Source organism: Pseudomonas azotoformans, assembly GCF_900103345.1.
Lineage (GTDB): Bacteria > Pseudomonadota > Gammaproteobacteria > Pseudomonadales > Pseudomonadaceae > Aquipseudomonas > Aquipseudomonas azotoformans.
Map to the genome: position 1 here is coordinate 3,233,650 of NZ_LT629702.1, position 19,234 is coordinate 3,252,883.

11 protein-coding genes and 2 pseudogenes are annotated in these 19,234 nt (G+C 60.3%); 5 read left to right on the forward strand and 8 right to left on the reverse strand.

Features of this window, described 5'->3' with window-relative positions; genetic code table 11:
• Positions 1–202: 202 nt before the first annotated feature.
• A complete protein-coding gene (locus BLR69_RS14455) occupies positions 203–6,100 on the forward strand; it encodes a dermonecrotic toxin domain-containing protein (protein ID WP_071493989.1) in 5,898 nt (1,965 codons plus the stop codon).
• A 9-nt stretch (positions 6,101–6,109) separates the two neighbouring features.
• On the opposite strand, the gene BLR69_RS14460 is transcribed toward BLR69_RS14455, so the two are convergent.
• The 7 genes and pseudogenes from BLR69_RS14460 to acs all read right to left on the reverse strand — a co-directional run bounded on the left by BLR69_RS14460 (position 6,110) and on the right by acs (position 14,113).
• Positions 6,110–7,090 carry a GlxA family transcriptional regulator gene (locus BLR69_RS14460; RefSeq protein ID WP_071493990.1) on the reverse strand — a complete coding sequence of 327 codons (981 nt, stop codon included), beginning with the start codon at positions 7,088–7,090 and terminating at the stop codon, positions 6,110–6,112.
• A 248-nt stretch (positions 7,091–7,338) separates the two neighbouring features.
• The gene (locus tag BLR69_RS14465; RefSeq protein ID WP_003214336.1) at positions 7,339–8,103 is read right to left on the reverse strand and encodes an ABC transporter ATP-binding protein; all 765 of its coding nucleotides are present in this window, start codon (positions 8,101–8,103) and stop codon (positions 7,339–7,341) included.
• A gap of 27 nt (positions 8,104–8,130) precedes the next feature.
• Positions 8,131–9,243 (reverse strand): succinylglutamate desuccinylase/aspartoacylase family protein, encoded by a 1,113-nt coding sequence (locus BLR69_RS14470; RefSeq protein ID WP_071493991.1) that lies wholly within the window; start codon positions 9,241–9,243, stop codon positions 8,131–8,133.
• A gap of 1 nt (position 9,244) precedes the next feature.
• Positions 9,245–9,943: an ABC transporter permease gene (locus BLR69_RS14475; RefSeq protein ID WP_058426872.1), complete on the reverse strand. Its 699-nt coding sequence runs from the start codon at positions 9,941–9,943 to the stop codon at positions 9,245–9,247.
• Entirely contained in the window at positions 9,940–10,629 is a 690-nt protein-coding gene (locus BLR69_RS14480) for an ABC transporter permease (RefSeq protein ID WP_010208305.1), read from the reverse strand. The genes BLR69_RS14475 and BLR69_RS14480 overlap by 4 nt, the downstream gene beginning before the upstream one ends.
• A gap of 91 nt (positions 10,630–10,720) precedes the next feature.
• Positions 10,721–11,505: pseudogene (locus BLR69_RS14485) on the reverse strand (ABC transporter substrate-binding protein).
• Between the two features lie 652 nt (positions 11,506–12,157).
• On the reverse strand, positions 12,158–14,113 hold the full coding sequence (acs, locus tag BLR69_RS14490) for an acetate--CoA ligase (RefSeq protein WP_071490555.1): 1,956 nt from the start codon (positions 14,111–14,113) through the stop codon (positions 12,158–12,160).
• A gap of 397 nt (positions 14,114–14,510) precedes the next feature.
• Here acs and BLR69_RS14495 point away from each other — a divergent pair, with 397 nt between their 5' ends.
• The 4 genes and pseudogenes from BLR69_RS14495 (at position 14,511) to BLR69_RS14510 (ending at position 17,537) form a co-directional block, all read left to right on the forward strand.
• The gene (locus BLR69_RS14495; RefSeq protein ID WP_028617622.1) at positions 14,511–14,780 is read left to right on the forward strand and encodes a DUF2790 domain-containing protein; all 270 of its coding nucleotides are present in this window, start codon (positions 14,511–14,513) and stop codon (positions 14,778–14,780) included.
• A gap of 553 nt (positions 14,781–15,333) precedes the next feature.
• Positions 15,334–16,584, forward strand: a complete 1,251-nt coding sequence (locus BLR69_RS14500) for a ribonucleotide-diphosphate reductase subunit beta (RefSeq protein ID WP_076955195.1) — start codon at positions 15,334–15,336, stop codon at positions 16,582–16,584.
• Positions 16,585–16,646: 62 nt separating this feature from the next.
• Positions 16,647–16,820: pseudogene (locus BLR69_RS31170) on the forward strand (HNH endonuclease); the annotation flags it as partial.
• Positions 16,821–16,892: 72 nt separating this feature from the next.
• Positions 16,893–17,537: an HAD-IB family hydrolase gene (locus BLR69_RS14510; protein WP_033901931.1), complete on the forward strand. Its 645-nt coding sequence runs from the start codon at positions 16,893–16,895 to the stop codon at positions 17,535–17,537.
• A gap of 79 nt (positions 17,538–17,616) precedes the next feature.
• Here the strand turns inward: BLR69_RS14510 and BLR69_RS14515 are convergent, their stop codons facing one another.
• Positions 17,617–19,161, reverse strand: coding sequence for a Fic family protein (locus tag BLR69_RS14515; protein WP_071496654.1), 1,545 nt, complete (start codon positions 19,159–19,161; stop codon positions 17,617–17,619).
• Positions 19,162–19,234 lie beyond the last annotated feature (73 nt).

The following is a 19,234-nucleotide window of genomic DNA, read 5'->3' on the forward strand; positions in this document are numbered from 1 at the left end:
CCAAGCGACAACTTCTTATAGCGCCAACCCGCGTTTTACGTGGGTTTACGCCAATGCGACAAATAGCATCGCAATGGCGCAGTTTAAACGCTGCGCGCCGTTTGCGTGAGGGCCAGACGTGCCGGCGGCATAACTATCTAAAGTCCGGCATGCCGAGGTGGCTGATTTACTCGTGGTTTCGAGCCCCCTCATGGATCCGAGCATGACAACCCCGACTTCTCCTGTACCGGCAGTCAGCGATAACAGCCGTCCCGACCAAGACTTTGAACCCTTGACCGGCGCCCTGCCCGGCTGGCTGCTCAGCGCGTCCGTGCGCCAGCGCGAGGCGTTCAAAAAAGCTGCGCCCCTGCCTTTACCAACCGCCAACGCCGCGCAGCAAGCCGCCTTCAAACAGCTGAACGGTGCACATTGGCAAGCCCAGAGCCGCGTCGACAACGCGCTCAAGGATCTCAAGGATGCCAAGGCGTTCGGCAAACCCTTGCTTGCAGACGCCTTGAAACATCAGTTCAACCTTGAGCTGGACGTAGAAACGACCTTTATCCGCCTGTACATCCCCCTGACCATCCCGTGGTTTCCCGTGCGATCCGGTGCAGCCCGCGCCTGGACCGTGTCGCTGCTGGACGCCGCATTGCACAACTTCGAACACAAGGAAACCCTGGCGGACGCTTATGAACCGGCCTCCACCTACATCACCCGTCCCGACGCTTCCGGCCGGTTCGACACCTTGCCGGCGATCAAACACCAACTGCCGGTCGCTGTCTTCGCCCAACTGTGTCGCGACCTCGACCTGGGCGCCCGCTACCTGCGCTACCTGCGTAGCGGGCTGGGCATGGACAGCCCGGTCGCCAGCGCGGTGCTGCAAACCAAGGTCGACGCCAGCCAGAAAGCCGCCCTGCGAGCAGCGCTGCAACTGGCACGGCTGCAGCAGGATATCCAGGACGATTACGCGCAGGTGATAGAGGGTTTCATCGATGGCCGTACCGGCCTGCGCCTCGGCACCGATGCGGTGCTGTGCCATGAATTCAGCATGATGGGCACGCCGCTGACCGGCATCCTGCTGTTCGCACCGGATCTTGAAAACACCCGTAGCGTGCGGCGCCTGGTGGCCTATGTGCCAGATGACCCGGAACACCCGCTCAAGGAATATCGCTCTGCGCTGGCCTTCAAACAGGAACTGACCCGACAACTGCGCGCCACCGATTACCAGGCGTTCTTCAGTCGCTTCGTGGCCCACGAGCACCTCGGCGCGTTTTTCGCCGACCTCAGCCAACGCCTGGAGAAAATCACCTGGCACCCCAGTGATCAAGGCAAAGGTCTGGCCCCTTGGCGCGCCGAACCCACCGACGACCCCAAGCTGCAATTCTCCGCCATCCCGATCTTGGGCGATCCGTGGGTATTCCTCTATCAATCCAGGCTGAACAAAATCCTCAATGACGCCCGCACCCTGGCGGTCGCCACCGCCACCGTGGACCGCAACGCCCGCTGGGCGCGGTGGGATGCGTTCGTCAATGTGGCCTCCTCCATTGTGAACACGCTGCTGATGGTGGTTGCACCCTTCATCCCGGGGCTTGGAGAGCTGATGCTGGGCTACATGGCCTATCAACTGCTCGACGACGTCTTCGAGGGCATCGTCGATTGGGCCGAAGGGCTCGACCGCGAAGCGTTCGCGCACCTGATGGGGCTGCTGGAGTCTGCGGTTCAGTTGGGACTGTTTTCCGCCGGCACGCAAATCGGCGTGCCTGAATTACGCAAGTTGTTGTCGCCGCAAACACTGGCCTTCATCGACCGCTTCAAGCCGGTCACCCTCGCCAATGGCGCCCGCCGCTACTGGAAACCCGATCTCGAGCCTTACCAGCAGAAGCTGCAACTGCCGCCGCACCTGGGTATCGACGCACGCGGCCTGCATGACGTGCGCAAGGAATCGATCCTGCCGCTGGAAGGCAAACTCTATGCGGTGAAAAAGTCCCCTGAGGACGGCCAGTACCGCATCCAACACCCAACACGGGCCGACGCCTATCAACCGCAGTTGCACCACAACGAGCACGGCACCTGGCGGACCGAACTCGACCAACCGCTGCAATGGGCCAAACCCACCCTGCTCGGTCGCCTGGGTCACCGGGCGCAGGGCCTCAGTGACGCCGACCGCGAGTTGGCCCTGACCCTCAGCGGCACCCCTGAAGACGGCCTGCGCAAGATGCACCTTCACAGCGAGCCCCTGCCACCCTTGCTTGATGACGCCCTGGCACGGCTGCGCATCGAGCGTGACCTGGACACCCTGATCGAACGCCTGAACAGCGATGACCCGGCGGTGTACGGCCGTATCGACCCGCAGGACCTGCTGCAACTGCTCACCGCCAACGGCTCATGGCCACACACCCGGGGCTTGCGCTTCCTGGATGACCAGGGCCGTGTGGCGTGGACCTTTGGCGACCAGTTCAAGCCCCTGGTGCAAATTCATGAAGCGCAATTGACCAACGGTGATCTGCTCAAGGCAGTGCTGAAAGCGCTGACCCCGGAAGAGATCCGCGCACAGTTCGGCGAGCGCGCCAGCGACCCGCAATTGAGCCTGGAAACCCGCGCGCGCAACCTGAGGAAGCGGCTGGCCGAGATCGCACGCAAGCATCGAGGTGCCCTGTTCGAATCGCGCTATGGGTTCCGGCAGCATTCCGCACACCCCCAGGCCCAGCGGCTGATCGACAGCGCCCCCGGCTTGCCCGCCTCGGTTGCCGAAAAGTTGCTGGGCCAGGCAACCGCGCAGGAACTGACGGCACTGCGCGAACAGCGCACGCCACCGCGCCTGGCGCAACTGGCCCAGGCGGCCCTTACCGAGGTACGCCTGAATCGCGCCTACGAGGGGCAACACCTGGACTCGCACATCAACCTCGACAGCGACCAACTGACGCTGAGCGCACTGCGGTTGCTGCCGGGCTGGTCCACCGACGTCAACCTGCAAGCCCGGCACCGCACCATCGACGGGCCGCTGTGGCGCAGCATCGGCCCCGACACCGCCCCCATCCGCCGCAGCCTGGTACGCCTGGATAGCGGCCGCTACGTGCCCTATGACGAGCGCGGCCCGCTGTCCGGCGAGACCGACCTCTACACCTCCATCCTCCACGCCCTCCCCGATGCCCAGCGCGATCAGCTGAACATCGGCATCCACCAAGGCCCTGAACTGCGCGAACGCCTGCGCCAACACCCGCCGCCACGCCACGAGCTGCGGGTACTGCTGGGCGCCGAGCCGGAACCCGCCGTCGAAACCCTGCAACTGCTCGGCAACGATGCGGGTTATGCCCAACAACCGCGCACCGCGGGCAGCCCGGTGAGCCTGCAGCAACGGGCACGTACCCTGTACCCCGGCCTGAGGGATACCCAACTGCACGCGCTCATTGAGCAGTTGCAGACTCGCCCGGGCGGCGCAGCAACACAGCTCGCGCAACTGGCCCAGGAATACACACAACTGAACCGAGACCTGCTGGCCTGGCAAACGGATATTCCAACCCACCACCCGACCAGCGCCCAGGCGTTGAGCACCTGGGAGCGGCGTCAGGAAGAACAGAACCGCTTGACCATTGCCCATCAGCTCAAGCAAGCCTGGCGCCGCGAAACCAGGATCGACGATTACTACGAAGACCCGGCCCGCGACGGCCATGTGCTGAACCTGAACGCCAACTTCCTGGGTGAGCTGCCACGCCTGGACGCCCAGTTCGATCACATTTCCATGCTGCTGTTGGACGGCTCCGAGTATCTGCAGGGCGTGCTGCCCTTTCTCAGCCGCTTTCCCATGCTGCGCCAGTTGGGGGTCATGAACACCCCGTTGGATGTTCTGCCCGCGCACATCACCTCGCTGCCTCAGTTGAATTCACTGCAATTGAGCAATTGCCGGATCACCCTCACGCCGGAGAGCCTGGCGCGGCTGTCGGCGATGCATCAGTTGCGCTCGCTGGACCTGAACGGCAACCCGCTCGGCCTCGTCCCCAGTGTCGAGGCCCTGCCTGAACTGGTCGCCCTGGACCTGTCAAATACCGGCATCGAGCGCCTGCCGGCCGGCCTGCTCAGTCGTACGGAGCTTCAAGCCGCTATCTTGAACGACAACCGGATCAGTACCTTGCCAGAGGCCATGTTCGAATTGTCGGCCGAATCCAGCCGCCGTTTCGACCTGTCCCGCAATCCGCTCTCACGGGCGACGCTGGAGAAGGTCAAGACCTACTACCAGGCACACGGCACCTACCTGGAGGCCAATGCCCTGCCCGCCGACATGAGTGACGCACAACGGCTGTTTCCGACGTTCCGCGACGAGCAGATCAACCGGTTCATCTTCGACCTGCCGGGCGACATCGAGGCCGGCAGAGTGGCTCTCGCGCAATTGGCCGCCGACTATCAGACCCTGACCGAAGAACTCCAGACCTGGGCCCGGGCCCCCGCCCTCTCCGACGTAGAGCGCGGACGCCGAACCGTGCTCAAGGAACTGCTGGAACGCAGTTGGCGGCGCGAAACCCCGCAACAGACCCGCTGGCTCAACTCCCTGGAAATCTCGCGCGCCCTGGCCGGTGAGTTACCGCAGTTGAGCATCCGCTTCGAGCATATCGGCGGCATTCGTATCGAGGGTAACGGGCGCCCCCTGCACCTGGATCACTTCCTGTCCAGCTTCAACAAGCTGAACGTTGTCGACATCAGCGACGCGCCGCTGGGGGATATCCCCGCGCCGTTGTTCAACCTGCAACGCCTGGAGTTCCTCGGCCTGCCTCGATGCTCGATCACGCTGTCAGCGTCCTCGGTGCGGGGTCTGGAAGGGATGAGCAACCTGGCATTCCTGGACCTCAACCACAACCCACTGGGACTCGTGCCGGACTTCAACCGACTCCCCCAACTGAGCCGCGTGCACCTGCGCAACACCGGCCTGCGCGAAGTGCCGACCGGCCTGCTGAGCAGCGAACTGCATGCGGCGGTTGACCTGAGCAACAATGCCATTGAGGACCTGCCGGCGAGCCTCTCTGATTTGCCCGACGCGATCGCCCGGGGCGTTGACCTGTCGGGCAACCCGTTGTCCGGGCAGGCATTGGAACGGATCAAGGCCTATTGCCAACGCACCGGAGAGTTCTTCAGAGCCAGGGTTTCCGACGCTCAGCGCGCACGCGTGCAACAGCTCTACCCGACCTTCATCGCCAGCGAGGCCGATCGTTTCAGCTTCAAACTGCCAGGCACGATGAGCGACATAGACGCTGAAATGAGCGAGCTCGAAGAGGAATACCGGCAGCTGGACACCGACCTGGATGAATGGATTGTCGATGTGCCGACCCATCACCCGATCCTCGACATCCCCCTGGACGAACAGACACGCGCCACACAGCAACTGGTACGACGCAATTTCAAAACACTGCTCAAGCAAGCCTGGCGGTATGAAAGCCCCGAAGATGAAGAAAGCCTCGATGAAGAGCTGACCCATGCACTGATACTCGAAACCCCCATACTCGGCGCCCTGCCACAACTCAACGCGCGCTTCGAGCATGTGACTTCGTTCGAACTGATCAGCGACGGCACAACCACCGAAGTCGACGGCACCCTCAGGGGGTTCTCCGAGCTGCAGACACTGACCCTCAACAGATGCTCATTGCAAACCCTGCCGACGTCGATTTTCAGCATGCCGCACCTGTCCTCCCTGGACCTTGCCGAATGCCGACTGAGCTTGACGCCCGAAAGTGCGCGTTCACTGGAAAACTTGAATGGCATTGAATTCCTCGACCTGAGCAACAACCCTCTGGGCCACGCGCCAGCTGTCAGCCGTTTGTATCAGCTGAGCTCGCTGCACCTGCGTGATGCCCAATTGCGTGAGGTTCCCGAGGGAGTATTCCAACTACCGTCCCTGCATACGCTGGACCTGAGCAACAACCTGATCGAGACGTTGCCCGAGGCCATACTGGAAGTCGCAACAACCTTCGACAACGACTCCGACCTGCGCGGCAACCCGCTGTCTGAGCACAGTCTGGAATTGTTGCGGCAGTATTACCTGCGCACCGGTTTTGCCCTGTATGTCCAGGCGGCTACACGGGATGCCGCGGGCAACCGGTTGATTCCACCGCAGGGCCCGCCAGAAGAGGAGTGAAGCAGGCGCTCAACCGCGTTCGGACGGCACCGATGACAGTTCGAACGGGCTGCTGCTGCGCCGCTGGTTGCGGTCTTCGCGAGGGGTGGCGCCGAAGAAGTTGCGGTAGGCGCTGGAGAAATGCGGCCCCGAGGAGAAGCCGCACGACAGGCCGATCTGGATGATCGACTTGCTGGTTTGCATAAGCATCTGGCGGGCCTTGTTCAGGCGCAGTTCCAGGTAGTACTGGCTGGGGACGCGGTTGAGGTATTGCTTGAAGATGCGTTCCAGTTGTCGTCGCGACACGCAGACGTGCTGGGCGATTTCGTCGGTGGTCAGCGGTTCTTCGATGTTGGCTTCCATCAGCAACACCGCCTGGGTCAGCTTCGGATGGCTGGAGCCCAGGCGGTTTTGCAGCGGGATACGCTGGCGTTCGCCACCTTCGCGGATGCGTTCCACCACCAACTCTTCGGACACCGCACCGGCAAGTTCCGCGCCGTGATCACGGGCCAGCACCGCCAGCAGCAGGTCGAGTACCGACATGCCACCGCAGGCGGTGAGACGGTCGCGGTCCCAGTCGAACAGATGGCTGGTGGCGATGACCTTGGGGAAACGCTCGGCGAAATCGTCCTGCCAGCGCCAGTGCACGGCGGCTCGGTAGCCGTCGAGCAAACCAAGCTGGGCCAACGGGTAAACACCGGCCGACAAGCCTCCAATCACGCAACCGGCCCGCACCAACTGCTTGAGTGCCGTGCTCAGTTGCGAGGCAATGACGGTCGGTGGCTCATCCGCCAGCAGGAACAGCTTCTGGAAACCCTCGAGCTTGCCGGCCCACGGCTCGCCGGGCAGTTGCCAAGCGCCTTCGGCCGCCGGCTCGGCTTGCAGGAACGACAGCTCATAGACCACATCCGGATGCACCCGCTGGGCAACGCGCAAGGCCTCCTCAGCCAGCGCAAGCGTGAGTGCTTTTGTGCTGGGCCAAATCAGGAAACCAATTTTATGGGCGGTCATGGAGTGCTATCCGAAGCCAGTAACGGTAATAAAGACAAGGGCCAATGCTAGCCCGGAAACGAGCACAAATCCTTAAAGCCGATGAAGATCCAAATGTGGGAGCGGGCTTGCTCGCGAAAACGCTATATCAGATACAGATGTATTGACTGACACGCCGCATTCGCGAGCAAGCCCGCTCCCACTGGGGATCGAGGCCGGCCTCAAGGCTGTGGAGCATGCACTAATTCAGTGCGAAAAAGCAGCCTTGATTATTTCAAGCTGCCGGACAGGAACTGCTGCAAACGCTCGGACTGCGGGTTCACCAGCACTTCCCGCGGGTTGCCGCGCTCTTCGACGATACCTTTGTGCAGGAACACCAACTGGTTCGACACCTCACGGGCAAAGCCCATTTCGTGGGTCACCACCACCATGGTGCGGCCTTCCTGGGCCAGGTCCTGCATCACCTTGAGCACTTCGCCGACCAGTTCCGGGTCCAGCGCCGAGGTGGGTTCGTCGAACAGCATCACCTCCGGCTCCATCGCCAGGGCACGGGCAATCGCCACGCGCTGCTGCTCGCCACCGGACATGTGGCCGGGGAACGCATCCTTGCGATGGCCCACGCCGACCTTGGCCAGGTAATGCTCAGCCTTTTCACGTGCGTCTTTCTTCGACATGCCCAGCACGTGCACCGGCGCTTCCATCACGTTTTCAAGCGCGGTCATGTGCGACCACAGGTTGAAATGCTGGAACACCATGGACAGGCGCGAACGCATGCGTTGCAACTGTTTAGGGTCGGCGGCCTTCATGGCGCCGTCCTTGTTGGCCACCAGCTTCAGCTCTTCGTTGTTGAGCAGGATCTTGCCGGCGTGGGGTTGCTCCAGCAGGTTGATGCAGCGCAAAAAGGTACTTTTGCCCGAACCACTGGAACCGATGATGCTGATCACATCACCGGCCGCGGCGGCCAGGGACACACCTTTGAGCACTTCATGACTGCCATAGCGTTTATGCAGGTCTTGGACTTCAAGTTTGTACATGCGGTCGGTTCTCACAAAAACAGGTGGTCAGTCGTTGAGCAAGCGCCCGTGACGCAGCGCTTCGCGCCCCGCCACCTTGGCCAGCCAGAAACCCGCTTGGGCATAACGTAGCCGTTCAACGGCAAACAGCACCCCCGAGGTGCCCGCGCACAGAGTGCTGACGCGGTCTTCCAGGGGGTCAATCACTTCAAAAATCGGTTCGCCTTTTTCGACCCATTCACCGGCTTTACGCAGGTAACTGATCACCCCGGCGTGGGGCGCGAACAGCAATTCGGTGCCTTCGAACGGCACGCCTTCACACGGCTCGTATTGCGGCGCGGGCCATTCACCCTTGATCAAGCCCTGCTCAGCGAGGAACGCCAGGATGCCTTCGGCGTGGAAGACCGCTTCGTCGCGGCCGGTGTCAGCCTGGCCACCCAATTCCAGAGTCGTCGCCAGGCAGGCCAGCGGGACCTGTGCCTCGGGAAACGCCTGGGACAAGCGCAGCCACGGCAGCGAACAGGCTTCATCGAACGAGCTGCCGCCGGAGTCTTCCGCCAGCAGGCCGACTTTCACATTCAAATGCGCCGACAGCGAACGCCACTGCGGCCAATGCTGCGGCAGCGCATACATATGCAGCGCGGCTTCCGCATCACAATGCAGGTCGAGCACCACATCGGCGGTGCAGGCGTGGCTCAGCAGGATGCGCTGCATGCCCTGCAACTGGCTGCTGGGTTCGGGCAGCGCGTTCAGCGTGTCACTCATGGCCTGGCGGATCATGCGCACGTTGGCGTGGGGATCATCGCCCAGCTTGCCGTCAAGCAACGCGGCAACCGGCTCGCTCAATTCGACGAAATCACGGTTGAAGTTCTTGCCGCTGCCCACCTCGAAACGCCCCTGGTGGCTGCCTTGCAGCAGTTGGCCCAGGCCCATCGGGTTGGCGACCGGCACCAGCTCAATTACGCCGTTGAGCGCACCTTGCTGTTCCAGTTCGACGAGGCGCTTTTTCAGCTCCCACGCGGCGCGCATGCCCGGCAATTCGTCGGCGTGCAGGCTGGCCTGGATATAAGCCTTGCGCTCGCCCTTGCCGAAACGGAACACGCTCAGTTGGCGCTCGCAGCCCAGGTGACCCCAGGGCAACCGGTGATCGATACGTTCCATGTCAATGCTTCCGTGGCGCCAGGTAGCTCAGCCAGCGGCGCTCGGCCAACTTGAACAGGCGTACCAGGATAAAGGTCAGGCACAGGTAGAACACGCCGGCGGTGATATAGGCTTCGAACGGCAGGTAGAACTGCGCGTTCACCGTGCGTGCGGCACCAGTGATGTCGATCAGGGTGACGATGGAGGCCAGGCTGGTAGTCTGCAGCATCATGATCACTTCGTTGCTGTACTGCGGCAGCGCACGGCGCAGGGCCGACGGCAGCAGGATGCGGCGATACAGCTTGTAGCGCGACATACCCATGGCCTTGGCCGCTTCGATCTCGCCATTGGGCGTGGCCTTGAGGCTGCCGGCAATGATCTCGGCGGTGTAAGCGCTGGTGTTGATCGCAAACGCCAGGCACGCACAGAACGTGGCGCTGGACAGCAGCGGCCACAGGAAGCTTTCGCGCACGGCGTCAAACTGGGCCAGGCCGTAGTAGATCAAGAACAGCTGCACCAGCATCGGCGTGCCGCGGATCACGTAGGTGTAGAGCCAGGCCGCGCCGTTGACGATCGGCTGCTTGGACACGCGCATCAGGCCCAGGGGCAAGGCCGCGAGCAGGCCGAAGAACAGCGAGATGGCGAGCAGTTTCAGGGTGGTCACCAGGCCGCCAAGGTACAGCGGCATGGCCTCCCAGATGACGTTGTAGTCGAAGATCATAGATCAGCCGCCCTTACGCCTACCGAGTAGCGCTTCTCAAGATGACGCAGGGCCAGCAACGACACGCTGGTGATCACCAGGTACATCGCCGCCACTGCGAGGAAGAAGGTAAAAGGCTCACGGGTGGCGTCTGCCGCCTGCTTGGCCTTGAACATCATGTCTTGCAGGCCCACCACCGAAATCAGCGCGGTGGCCTTGGTGAGTACCAGCCAGTTGTTGGTGAAACCGGGGATCGCCAGACGGATCATCTGCGGCACCATCACCCGGAAGAACACCTGGAAACTGCTCATGCCATACGCCAGGCCGGCTTCGGCCTGGCCCTTGGGAATGGCCATGAAGGCGCCACGGAAGGTTTCCGAGAGGTAGGCGCCGAAGATGAAACCCAGGGTGCCGATACCGGCGGCCAAGGGGTTCAAGTCGATATAGTCGTCGTAGCCGAGCATCGGCGCGACGCGGTTGAGCAGGTCCTGGCCGCCGTAGAAAATCAGCAGGATCAGCACCAGGTCGGGGATCCCGCGGATCACCGTGGAGTACAAGTCACCCAGCCAGGCCAACCAGCGCACCGGTGACAGGCGTAACGCGACCCCGATCAGACCCAGAACAATGGCCAAGGCCATGGACGACAAGGCGAGCTGAAGCGTCAACCATGCGCCATCGAGGATGACGGCCCCGTAGCCTTTCAACATGATTCAGGTCCTCGAAAAGGGGGATGAAAAAATGGCGCAAACCTCAGGAATTCTGTTGCTTGCGCCATTTGGGACAGACAGCTGCGACGAGTTACTTAGGGTCAGCGCCGTAAATATCGAAGTCGAAGTACTTGTCCTGGATTTTCTTGTATTCGCCGTTGGCACGGATCGCCGCGATGGCCGCGTTGATCTTGTCCAGTTCGGCCTTGTCGCCTTTACGCACAGCAATACCGATGCCGTCGCCGAAGTCTTGGCGTCGGTGAACTGTGGGCCCACGAACGCGTAGCCTTTACCGGCCGGGGTTTTCAGGAAGCCGTCTTGCAGCAGGGTGGCATCAGCCACAGTACCGTCGAGGCGACCGGCTTCCACGTCCAGGTAGATTTCGTTCTGCGAGCTGTAAGGCACAACCGTGACGCCTTTAGGGGCCAGGACTTCCTTGGCGAAACGATCGTGGATCGAACCGCGCTGCACACCGATCTTCTTGCCTTTCAATTCATCCAGGCTGTCGCTGACGGTGGTGCCTTCCTTCATCACCAGCTGCGCTGGGCTCAGGTAGTAGCGGTTGGTGAAGTCCACGGACTTCTTGCGGTCGTCGGTGATGGACATGGACGACAGGATCGCGTCGATCTTGCGCACTTTCAGCGCAGGAATCAGGCCATCGAATTCCTGCTCGACCCACGTGCACTTGACCTTCATCTCTGCGCACAGGGCGTTGCCGATGTCGTAGTCAAAACCGACGATGCTGCCATCCGGCGCCTTCGAGGCAAACGGAGGGTAAGCCGCTTCGATACCAATCTTCAGGGGCTTTTCATCAGCGAAAGCCTGCATGGACAGCACGGACAGCGCCAGGGCGCCCAACAGCACGAGTTTCTTCATCTTGGGACTCCATCGGTATAGGGCAAAACAGCAGTATGAGCCATGGCCCACGATGCGGCGTAAGGGAAACCGAATAGCGGTGCTGCGTCCTACACCGATTCAACACCGGAGACGACGAGCGAGTGATCGGCATTCTAACGACAGGCTGGAAGCCGATATTTCCTCAATGCGACAACAATTTACAGAAGCACCGAGAAAGCGGTTCCAGCTCATTGACAGCCTCTGGATTTTATGCAGAGACAAAAGACATTAAACCTGTAGACGCTGCAAATTGCGGGCCTATTATTCGCAAACCCTTCTGGCACGGCAAGTCTGGCGTTTAATCTTATTTCCTGGGGTGTCTGGAATGGGGTTTTTCGGTGCAGGAGCGTAGCGCATTGCCTCAGGTTTGGGCGCGAGGTTACACATTCAGGGTGGGCGGTAACATTCAGAAACGTCCTACACGATAAACCGATATTTATTGATCTGCCGGTGATCCAAATGTGGGAGGGGGCTTGCCCCCGATAGCGGTGTGTCAGTGAAAGGCATTTCAACTGAACCACTGCAATCGGGGGCAAGCCCCCTCCCACACTGGATCTCCGGTGGTTTTGAGGTCGCACAAAAAAGCCCCACCCGGCTTACACCGGGTGGGGCTTTATCTGACTATCCCGCCTTACGCGACGTTCATGGTCTTGTGCGTCTCGATCAAATGCGCCACCACACCCGGGTCCGCCAGGGTGGAGATATCCCCCAGCCCGTCGTACTCAGCCGTGGCGATCTTGCGCAGGATACGCCGCATGATTTTCCCCGAACGCGTCTTCGGCAAGCCCGGCGCCCACTGGATCACGTCCGGCGAAGCAATCGGCCCGATCTCCTTGCGCACCCAGTTTTTCAGCTCCAGGCGCAGCGCTTCGTTCGGCTCTTCGCCGTTTTTGAGGGTGACATACACATAGATGCCCTGGCCCTTGATGTCGTGCGGCACACCCACAACCGCCGCTTCCGCGACTTTAGGGTGGGCAACCATGGCGCTTTCGATCTCGGCGGTGCCCATGCGGTGGCCGGACACGTTCAGCACGTCGTCCACACGGCCGGTGATCCAGTAGTAACCGTCTTCGTCACGACGCGCACCGTCACCGGTGAAGTACATGCCACGGAAGGTCTTGAAGTAGGTGTCGACAAAACGGTCATGGTCGCCGTACAGGGTACGCGCCTGGCCCGGCCACGAATCGAGGATCACCAGGTTGCCTTCGGCCGCGCCTTCAATAAGGTTGCCGAGGTTATCCACCAGCGCCGGTACCACGCCGAAGAACGGCCGTGCCGCCGAACCCGGCTTGAGCGCATGAGCGCCCGGCAGCGGGCTCATCATGTTGCCGCCGGTTTCGGTCTGCCACCAGGTATCGACAATCGGGCAACGGGATTGGCCGACGTTCTTGTAGTACCAGTCCCACGCTTCCGGGTTGATCGGCTCACCCACCGAACCGAGCAGGCGCAGGCTGCTGCCATCGGCGCCTTCCACGGCAGCGGTGCCGGAGGCCATCATGGCGCGGATCGCGGTCGGCGCGGTGTAAAGGATATTGACCTTGTGCTTGTCGACGATTTTCGCCACCCGCGTGATGTCCGGGTAGTTCGGCACGCCTTCGAACAGCACGGTGGTCGCGCCGTTGGACAGCGGCCCGTAGACAATATAGGTGTGGCCGGTGACCCAGCCGACGTCGGCGGTGCACCAGTAGATTTCGCCCGGACGGTAGTCGAACACGCGTTCGTGGGTCAGGCCGGCATACAACAGGTAGCCGCCGGTGGTGTGCTGCACGCCCTTGGGCTTGCCGGTGGAGCCGGAGGTGTAGAGGATGAACAGCGCTTCTTCGGCGCCCATCTCCTTGGGCGCACACACAGTGCCCGCCACTTTCATCAGGTCTTCGTACCAGATGTCACGGTGCTGGTTCCACTTGATCTGGCCATTGGTGCGCTTGCACACGATGACTTTCTGGATGCTGCTGGTTTCCGGGTTGGTCAGGGCGTCGTCGACGTTGGCCTTCAGCGGGATTTTCTTACCGGCGCGGATACCTTCGTCGGCAGTGATCACCACCTTCGACTTACAGTCGATGATGCGACCGGCCAGGGCTTCCGGCGAGAAACCGCCAAACACCACGGAATGAATCGCACCGATACGGGTACACGCCAGCATGGCGACCACGGCTTCGGGGATCATCGGCATATAGATAGTCACCACGTCGCCGCGGTGCACGTCCTGGCCGCGCAGGGCGTTGGCGAACTTGCAGACTTCTTCGTGCAGCTCGCGGTAGGTGATGTTGCGGCTCTCGGCAGGGTCGTCGCCCTCCCAGATGATCGCAATTTGATCGCCACGCTCGGCGAGGTGACGGTCCAGGCAGTTGTAGGAAACGTTCAGGGTGCCATCGGCGAACCACTTGATGTCGACGTGATGATCGTCGAAAGAGGTCTGCTTCACCGTGGTGAAAGGCTTGATCCAGTCAAGGCGCTTGGCTTGCTCGCGCCAGAAGCCATCGGGGTTGACCACCGACTGCTGGTACATGGCCTTGTAGGTCGCCTCGTCGGTCAGCGTGTTGGCTGCTACTTCGGGGCGAACGGGGTACAGGGAAGCCGCACTCATCTTTCTTACCTCGGTGACATAGTTGTTGTTGTATGGCCCTGTTGTAGCCGGGGCGGCCCTATAGAACCATTCGACGATGGTAGTAACAAGCCCCTACAAATTGCCCTGATATCCCCGTTTGCACCTCTAACCCGCGGGCCGTGGCGCTTTGCGGCTTTGTGAAAAAAGCTTTACCACAGGATTGTTACAAAAACCGCCAATAGTGTTTATCAAAAGCACGGGTATATGAATATAACTTGGGGGCCTAAAATCACTTCCGTCAACACGACACTGTGATTAACAACGCAACAGCCCCCACGAAGGCAACGTTAATCCGAACTTCCCAACTCTTAAGTTACACACGTGGCCTCACAAGGGCCCCGTGACCCCTTTCGCCCTGAAGAAGGTAAATAGAGAAATGAAAGCTTTAGTAGTTATGGCCCTCAGCAGCTTGTGCGCCACCGCCGCCCTGGCCGACGAAGCCCCGACTGACGTAGCTGGCCGCAACACCCCGATCGTTGAAGACTACACTTACAGCACCCATCTGGACGTGGCAAAAGTACTGTCCATGAGCAGTATTCCGGAAGTGTGTGAAGTTGTACCGGTGAAGATGGAATATGAAGACTCGCAGGGCCAGCGTCATATTCTTAATTACCACGTGATGGGCAATGGTTGTTCTAACGGATAATCACTTGGTTAGTTCGAACTTATTCGCCGCAAGAAATTGTTCTTGCGGCAAAGCACCGACCCCGCCCCAATGTGGGAGGGGGCTTGCCCCCGATAGCGATAGCCGCCACACCACCTCTATAAAGCCTGACGCTTCACGCCTCTCTGCGCCCCACAAAAAACATCCCACCGCCCGTCAAAAAAATCCAACCCCAGCAAAGCCTTATAAACCCGCACTCTGGCCGAAAAACACGCCATTCTGGCCGCTCTCCGTGACCATCCGCCTCAACACAAACCGTTTTTTTTCCCCTACAATGCGCGGGTAAATCGGGCCTGCAATATCCCTTTACACTGGGATGAAGAGTCAGACCTGAGGCCTCCCGCTGGAGCAAGCAACCACCGCTCCGCACCTCAAGCCTCACGCAGAGCACCCGTAACCCTATTCCGTTTAATGCGTGCGCTAGCTGCAACAAACGATTCCTTAAGATCCACCGCGGCCCTGGGGGCCGTGTGAACACCCAACCATCCGGTTTCACACGGGCACCTTTGAGCCCTCACGCAGGAGACGACACGTCATGCTGAGCTGGGACGAATTCGACAAAGAAGAAGAAGGCGAAGTAGCCACCAAAGGCGCCAACGCCGGCCACGCCACCGAAGCCAACATGGACCGCCTCGACGGTGCCGGCGCCGCCGCCGCCATCGAAGCCCGCGCCGTCACCGCCAATGACTCCGCCGCCATCGTCCGCGCCAAGGCCGCCCTCGACAAACTCGACGTCGCCGAAGGCCTCGCCGAACTCGAAGGCGCCTCCGCCCGCGTCGCCGTTGACGAAAAGCGCATGATCAACTGCCGCGCCGACCTCAACCAACTCGTCCCCTTCAAGTACGACTGGGCCTGGCAGAAGTACCTCGACGGCTGCGCCAACCACTGGATGCCGCAAGAGGTCAACATGACCGCCGACATCGCCCTGTGGAAAAACCCCGAAGGCCTGACCGACGACGAACGCCGCATCGTCATGCGCAACCTGGGCTTCTTCTCCACCGCCGACTCCCTGGTCGCCAACAACCTGGTGCTGGCCGTGTACCGCCTGATCACCAACCCGGAGTGCCGCCAGTACATCCTGCGCCAGGCCTTCGAAGAAGCGATCCACACCCACGCCTACCAGTACTGCATCGAATCCCTGGCCATGGATGAAGGCGAGATCTTCAACATGTACCACGAGATCCCATCGGTCGCGAAAAAAGCCGCCTGGGGTTTGAAGTACACCCGTTCGATCTCCGATCCGAAGTTCGAAACCGGCACCGTCGAGACCGACAAGGAACTGCTGCGCAACCTGGTCGCCTACTACTGCGTGCTGGAAGGCATCTTCTTCTATTGCGGCTTCACCCAGATCCTGTCCATGGGCCGTCGCAACAAAATGACCGGCGTGGCGGAACAGTTCCAGTACATCCTGCGCGATGAGTCGATGCACCTGAACTTCGGTATCGATGTGATCAACCAGATCAAGATCGAAAACCTACACCTGTGGGATGCCGAGATGAAGGAAGAAGCGACCCAGATGATCCTGCAAGGGACTCAGCTGGAGATCGAATATGCTCGCGATACCATGCCGCGTGGGGTGTTGGGGATGAATGCGGCGATGATGGAAGACTACTTGAAGTTCATCGCCAACCGTCGTTTGTCGCAGATTGGGTTGAAGGAAGAGTACCCAGGTACCACCAACCCTTTCCCGTGGATGAGCGAAATCATGGATTTGAAGAAAGAGAAGAACTTCTTCGAGACCCGTGTGATCGAGTACCAGACTGGCGGTGCGCTGAGCTGGGATTGATTCCTGAGCCAAGCAACCCCATGAAGCCCTGACGTGTTCAGGGCTTTTTTGTACGCGGTGAATTGCCACTTCTTGAAGCACATCAAGCTGGTCACCTCGCCCTGAGTGGTTCGGATCGCACCACCAATGCTGTAGCCTTGTGCCCCAATTGCCATCAGCGTTGTCACCGGTCGAGTGACCGGGACGTCTTCACCGAAGGGCTTTACGCCAGAGTCGGAAGATTGGCACGGGAGTAGACTCCCGCTGTCACACCTGATGCACACTCAAAAAATACCCGATAGGACCGAGGCCAACCCGTGAACCCAGACATGCTCGAAGCCGGCCCCGCTGACGCCAAAGTACTTTCCGTCTTTGACTTCGACGGCACCCTGACCCATCACGACAGTTTCGTGCCCTTCCTCAAGTTTGCCTTTGGCCCCGGCGAGTTCTACGGCCGGATGGTCAAACTGGCGGTGCCTGGGCTGCGCTTTCTGGTGCGGCAGATCAGCCGGGATGAGTTGAAGGCGCAGTTGATCCGCACCTTTATGACCGGGGTGGAGAAGGCATGGGTGCAGCAGAAGGCCGAGGAGTATTGCCAGAAGACCTGGGCGCGGCTGATGCGGCCGACCGGGGTGTTGTCGGTGGAGCAGGAGTTGGGCTCCGGGGCGGAGGTCACGTTGTGTTCGGCATCGCCGGCGCTGGTGTTGCAGCCGTTTGCGAATCGGCTGGGGATCAAGCTGATCGGCACGGAGCTTGAGGTGGTCGACGGGGTGTTGACCGGCAAGCTCACCGGGAATAACTGCCGGTGTGAGAACAAGGTGTTGCGGCTTGAGGCGGTTTACGGGGATTTGGGCGAGTATCGGCTGCGTGCCTGGGGCGATACGCGTGGGGATCGGGAATTGCTGGCGGCGGCGCAGGATGCGCATTTTCGGCATTTTCATGCGAAGAAGAAGCGGGCTCGGTTGCAGCGGTGATGCGGGTGGATGGGGTTGGCGGGTAGACCGTGGGTCGCGCACTAGCATGGGGTGCAAGTGCGCGGATGGCCCATTCCGATCAATCGTCCCCGCTACCCAATTCTTGATCTTCAAATGCGGATCGCACCGCTTCCACAATCCGTTCGGCTAGGTGAATCACTTCCAGCTGCGGATAAGCTTTCTTCAATTTCCCCGATACCTGCCAGCCATTTTCCTTTAACGAGCGAATGACTCGGTTTGCGTCCTGGTCAGGCATTTCCAGCACTTCTTTTAGCCGTTCCTGGGCGCGCTGAAAGATGACCAACACACGCGCTTCATCAGCCATCTCTATACGAACCGTGTGCGCCACTACCTGTGCCGTATACAAGACTTGGTCGGTCAAGTCTGGGTAGCGCCACGCGAATTGCGCATCGTCGTAGTCATCGAAGACCAGATTGCTGCGGGTTCCGTCCTCGTAGACTACAAGTTCTCCAAATCGATAGGAGCCAGCGTAGCGTTGCATGAATGGCCGCGAAAATGCCTCCAGCGTACGATCGTAACGCGCCCGGAAATCAATCGAGCTTGTGATTGTGGCCGACACTGGCAGGATTACGCCATCAGGCACCGCCTTATCACGGATCAAGGTATCGTTGATCAGAAAGCGATGGATCCGACCATTGCCGTCTCGCATGGGGTGGATATAGACAAAAGCGAAAGCGATTACAGCTGCCCGGGCCAGCGGCTCAGCGCCCCGTGTTGCCAACTCGAATGCTTTCAAGCCATCAAGCAGTTGCGTCAGCACCTCAAATTGCGGCGCAATGTAGTGCACGATGTCCTCGCGCATGGTGGCCTGCCCCACGAAGACCGGTGAGTGCCGTAAGCCCAGCCCTAGCGCCTCTTCCCCCAAAATACCGGCTTGCAAGGTGTGCAGGCTTTCATTACTCAACGGATTCTCGATGTGACCACAGTACTTGGCGATCACGTGGGCAAACCGCTGGATCCTGTCGGCTTTGTCTGCCTCTCTCTCGATCAAAAAGCTGGCACGCGACTCCTTGAACGTCAGCCAACTCGCCGTGCGCATCAGGATATCAGCGCCAAAGGTCTGGTTCAGCTCCCCCAGTGCTGCGCCCAGATCAAACTGCAACGCTTCTTGCACGGCTTCGGTGCGACGGATCAAGGGAGAGAACGCAGGTACGCCGGGAAGATTATCGTTGATGCGCCAACGCCTTATACGCAAAGGCTCAACTCGGGTCAGGTAATGCTGTGATGAAACAGCATCGACATAGCCGCCATTGGTAACATCTGGTACATCAAGGTGCAGTCCGGTTAACCACTCGTACAGGAATCCTGTGCGGCGGGCATATTGACCAAAAGGCGTTTGCCGGCACCAGGCTTCGACGGGCTCAGGGCCGGCTGCAGCAAATAGGCGAGCGAAGAATTCGAGGTGAATTTCTTCGTACTTGAGCCCGAACTCGAAATGCCCTGCAAAGTCGTCCGAGGGTTGGTAGCTGAGGGGGTACTTACGCTCGACATGTCCATTGCTCTCGTGGCTCATACGGGTCGTACCGATTACCGATTCGACGCGTAGTGGCTGTGCAAGCGCGATACGGTAGCGGTCAGCGAGTGCCTTGAAACCTACCTGCATGGTCGAATCCCCTAACGAACGCTAAAAAACGATAACTATTGGGGAATATTAGACGAAAACGATAATTTTGTGA

Excerpts from the sequence above, each read along its gene's own strand:
- BLR69_RS14455 (WP_071493989.1), top strand. The coding sequence starts at position 203 with ATGACAACCCCGACTTCTCCTGTACCGGCAGTCAGCGATAACAGCCGT.
- BLR69_RS14460 (WP_071493990.1), bottom strand. The coding sequence starts at position 7,090 with ATGACCGCCCATAAAATTGGTTTCCTGATTTGGCCCAGCACAAAAGCA.
- BLR69_RS14465 (WP_003214336.1), bottom strand. The coding sequence starts at position 8,103 with ATGTACAAACTTGAAGTCCAAGACCTGCATAAACGCTATGGCAGTCAT.
- BLR69_RS14470 (WP_071493991.1), bottom strand. The coding sequence starts at position 9,243 with ATGGAACGTATCGATCACCGGTTGCCCTGGGGTCACCTGGGCTGCGAG.
- BLR69_RS14475 (WP_058426872.1), bottom strand. The coding sequence starts at position 9,943 with ATGATCTTCGACTACAACGTCATCTGGGAGGCCATGCCGCTGTACCTT.
- BLR69_RS14480 (WP_010208305.1), bottom strand. The coding sequence starts at position 10,629 with ATGTTGAAAGGCTACGGGGCCGTCATCCTCGATGGCGCATGGTTGACG.
- acs (WP_071490555.1), bottom strand. The coding sequence starts at position 14,113 with ATGAGTGCGGCTTCCCTGTACCCCGTTCGCCCCGAAGTAGCAGCCAAC.
- BLR69_RS14495 (WP_028617622.1), top strand. The coding sequence starts at position 14,511 with ATGAAAGCTTTAGTAGTTATGGCCCTCAGCAGCTTGTGCGCCACCGCC.
- BLR69_RS14500 (WP_076955195.1), top strand. The coding sequence starts at position 15,334 with ATGCTGAGCTGGGACGAATTCGACAAAGAAGAAGAAGGCGAAGTAGCC.
- BLR69_RS14510 (WP_033901931.1), top strand. The coding sequence starts at position 16,893 with ATGCTCGAAGCCGGCCCCGCTGACGCCAAAGTACTTTCCGTCTTTGAC.
- BLR69_RS14515 (WP_071496654.1), bottom strand. The coding sequence starts at position 19,161 with ATGCAGGTAGGTTTCAAGGCACTCGCTGACCGCTACCGTATCGCGCTT.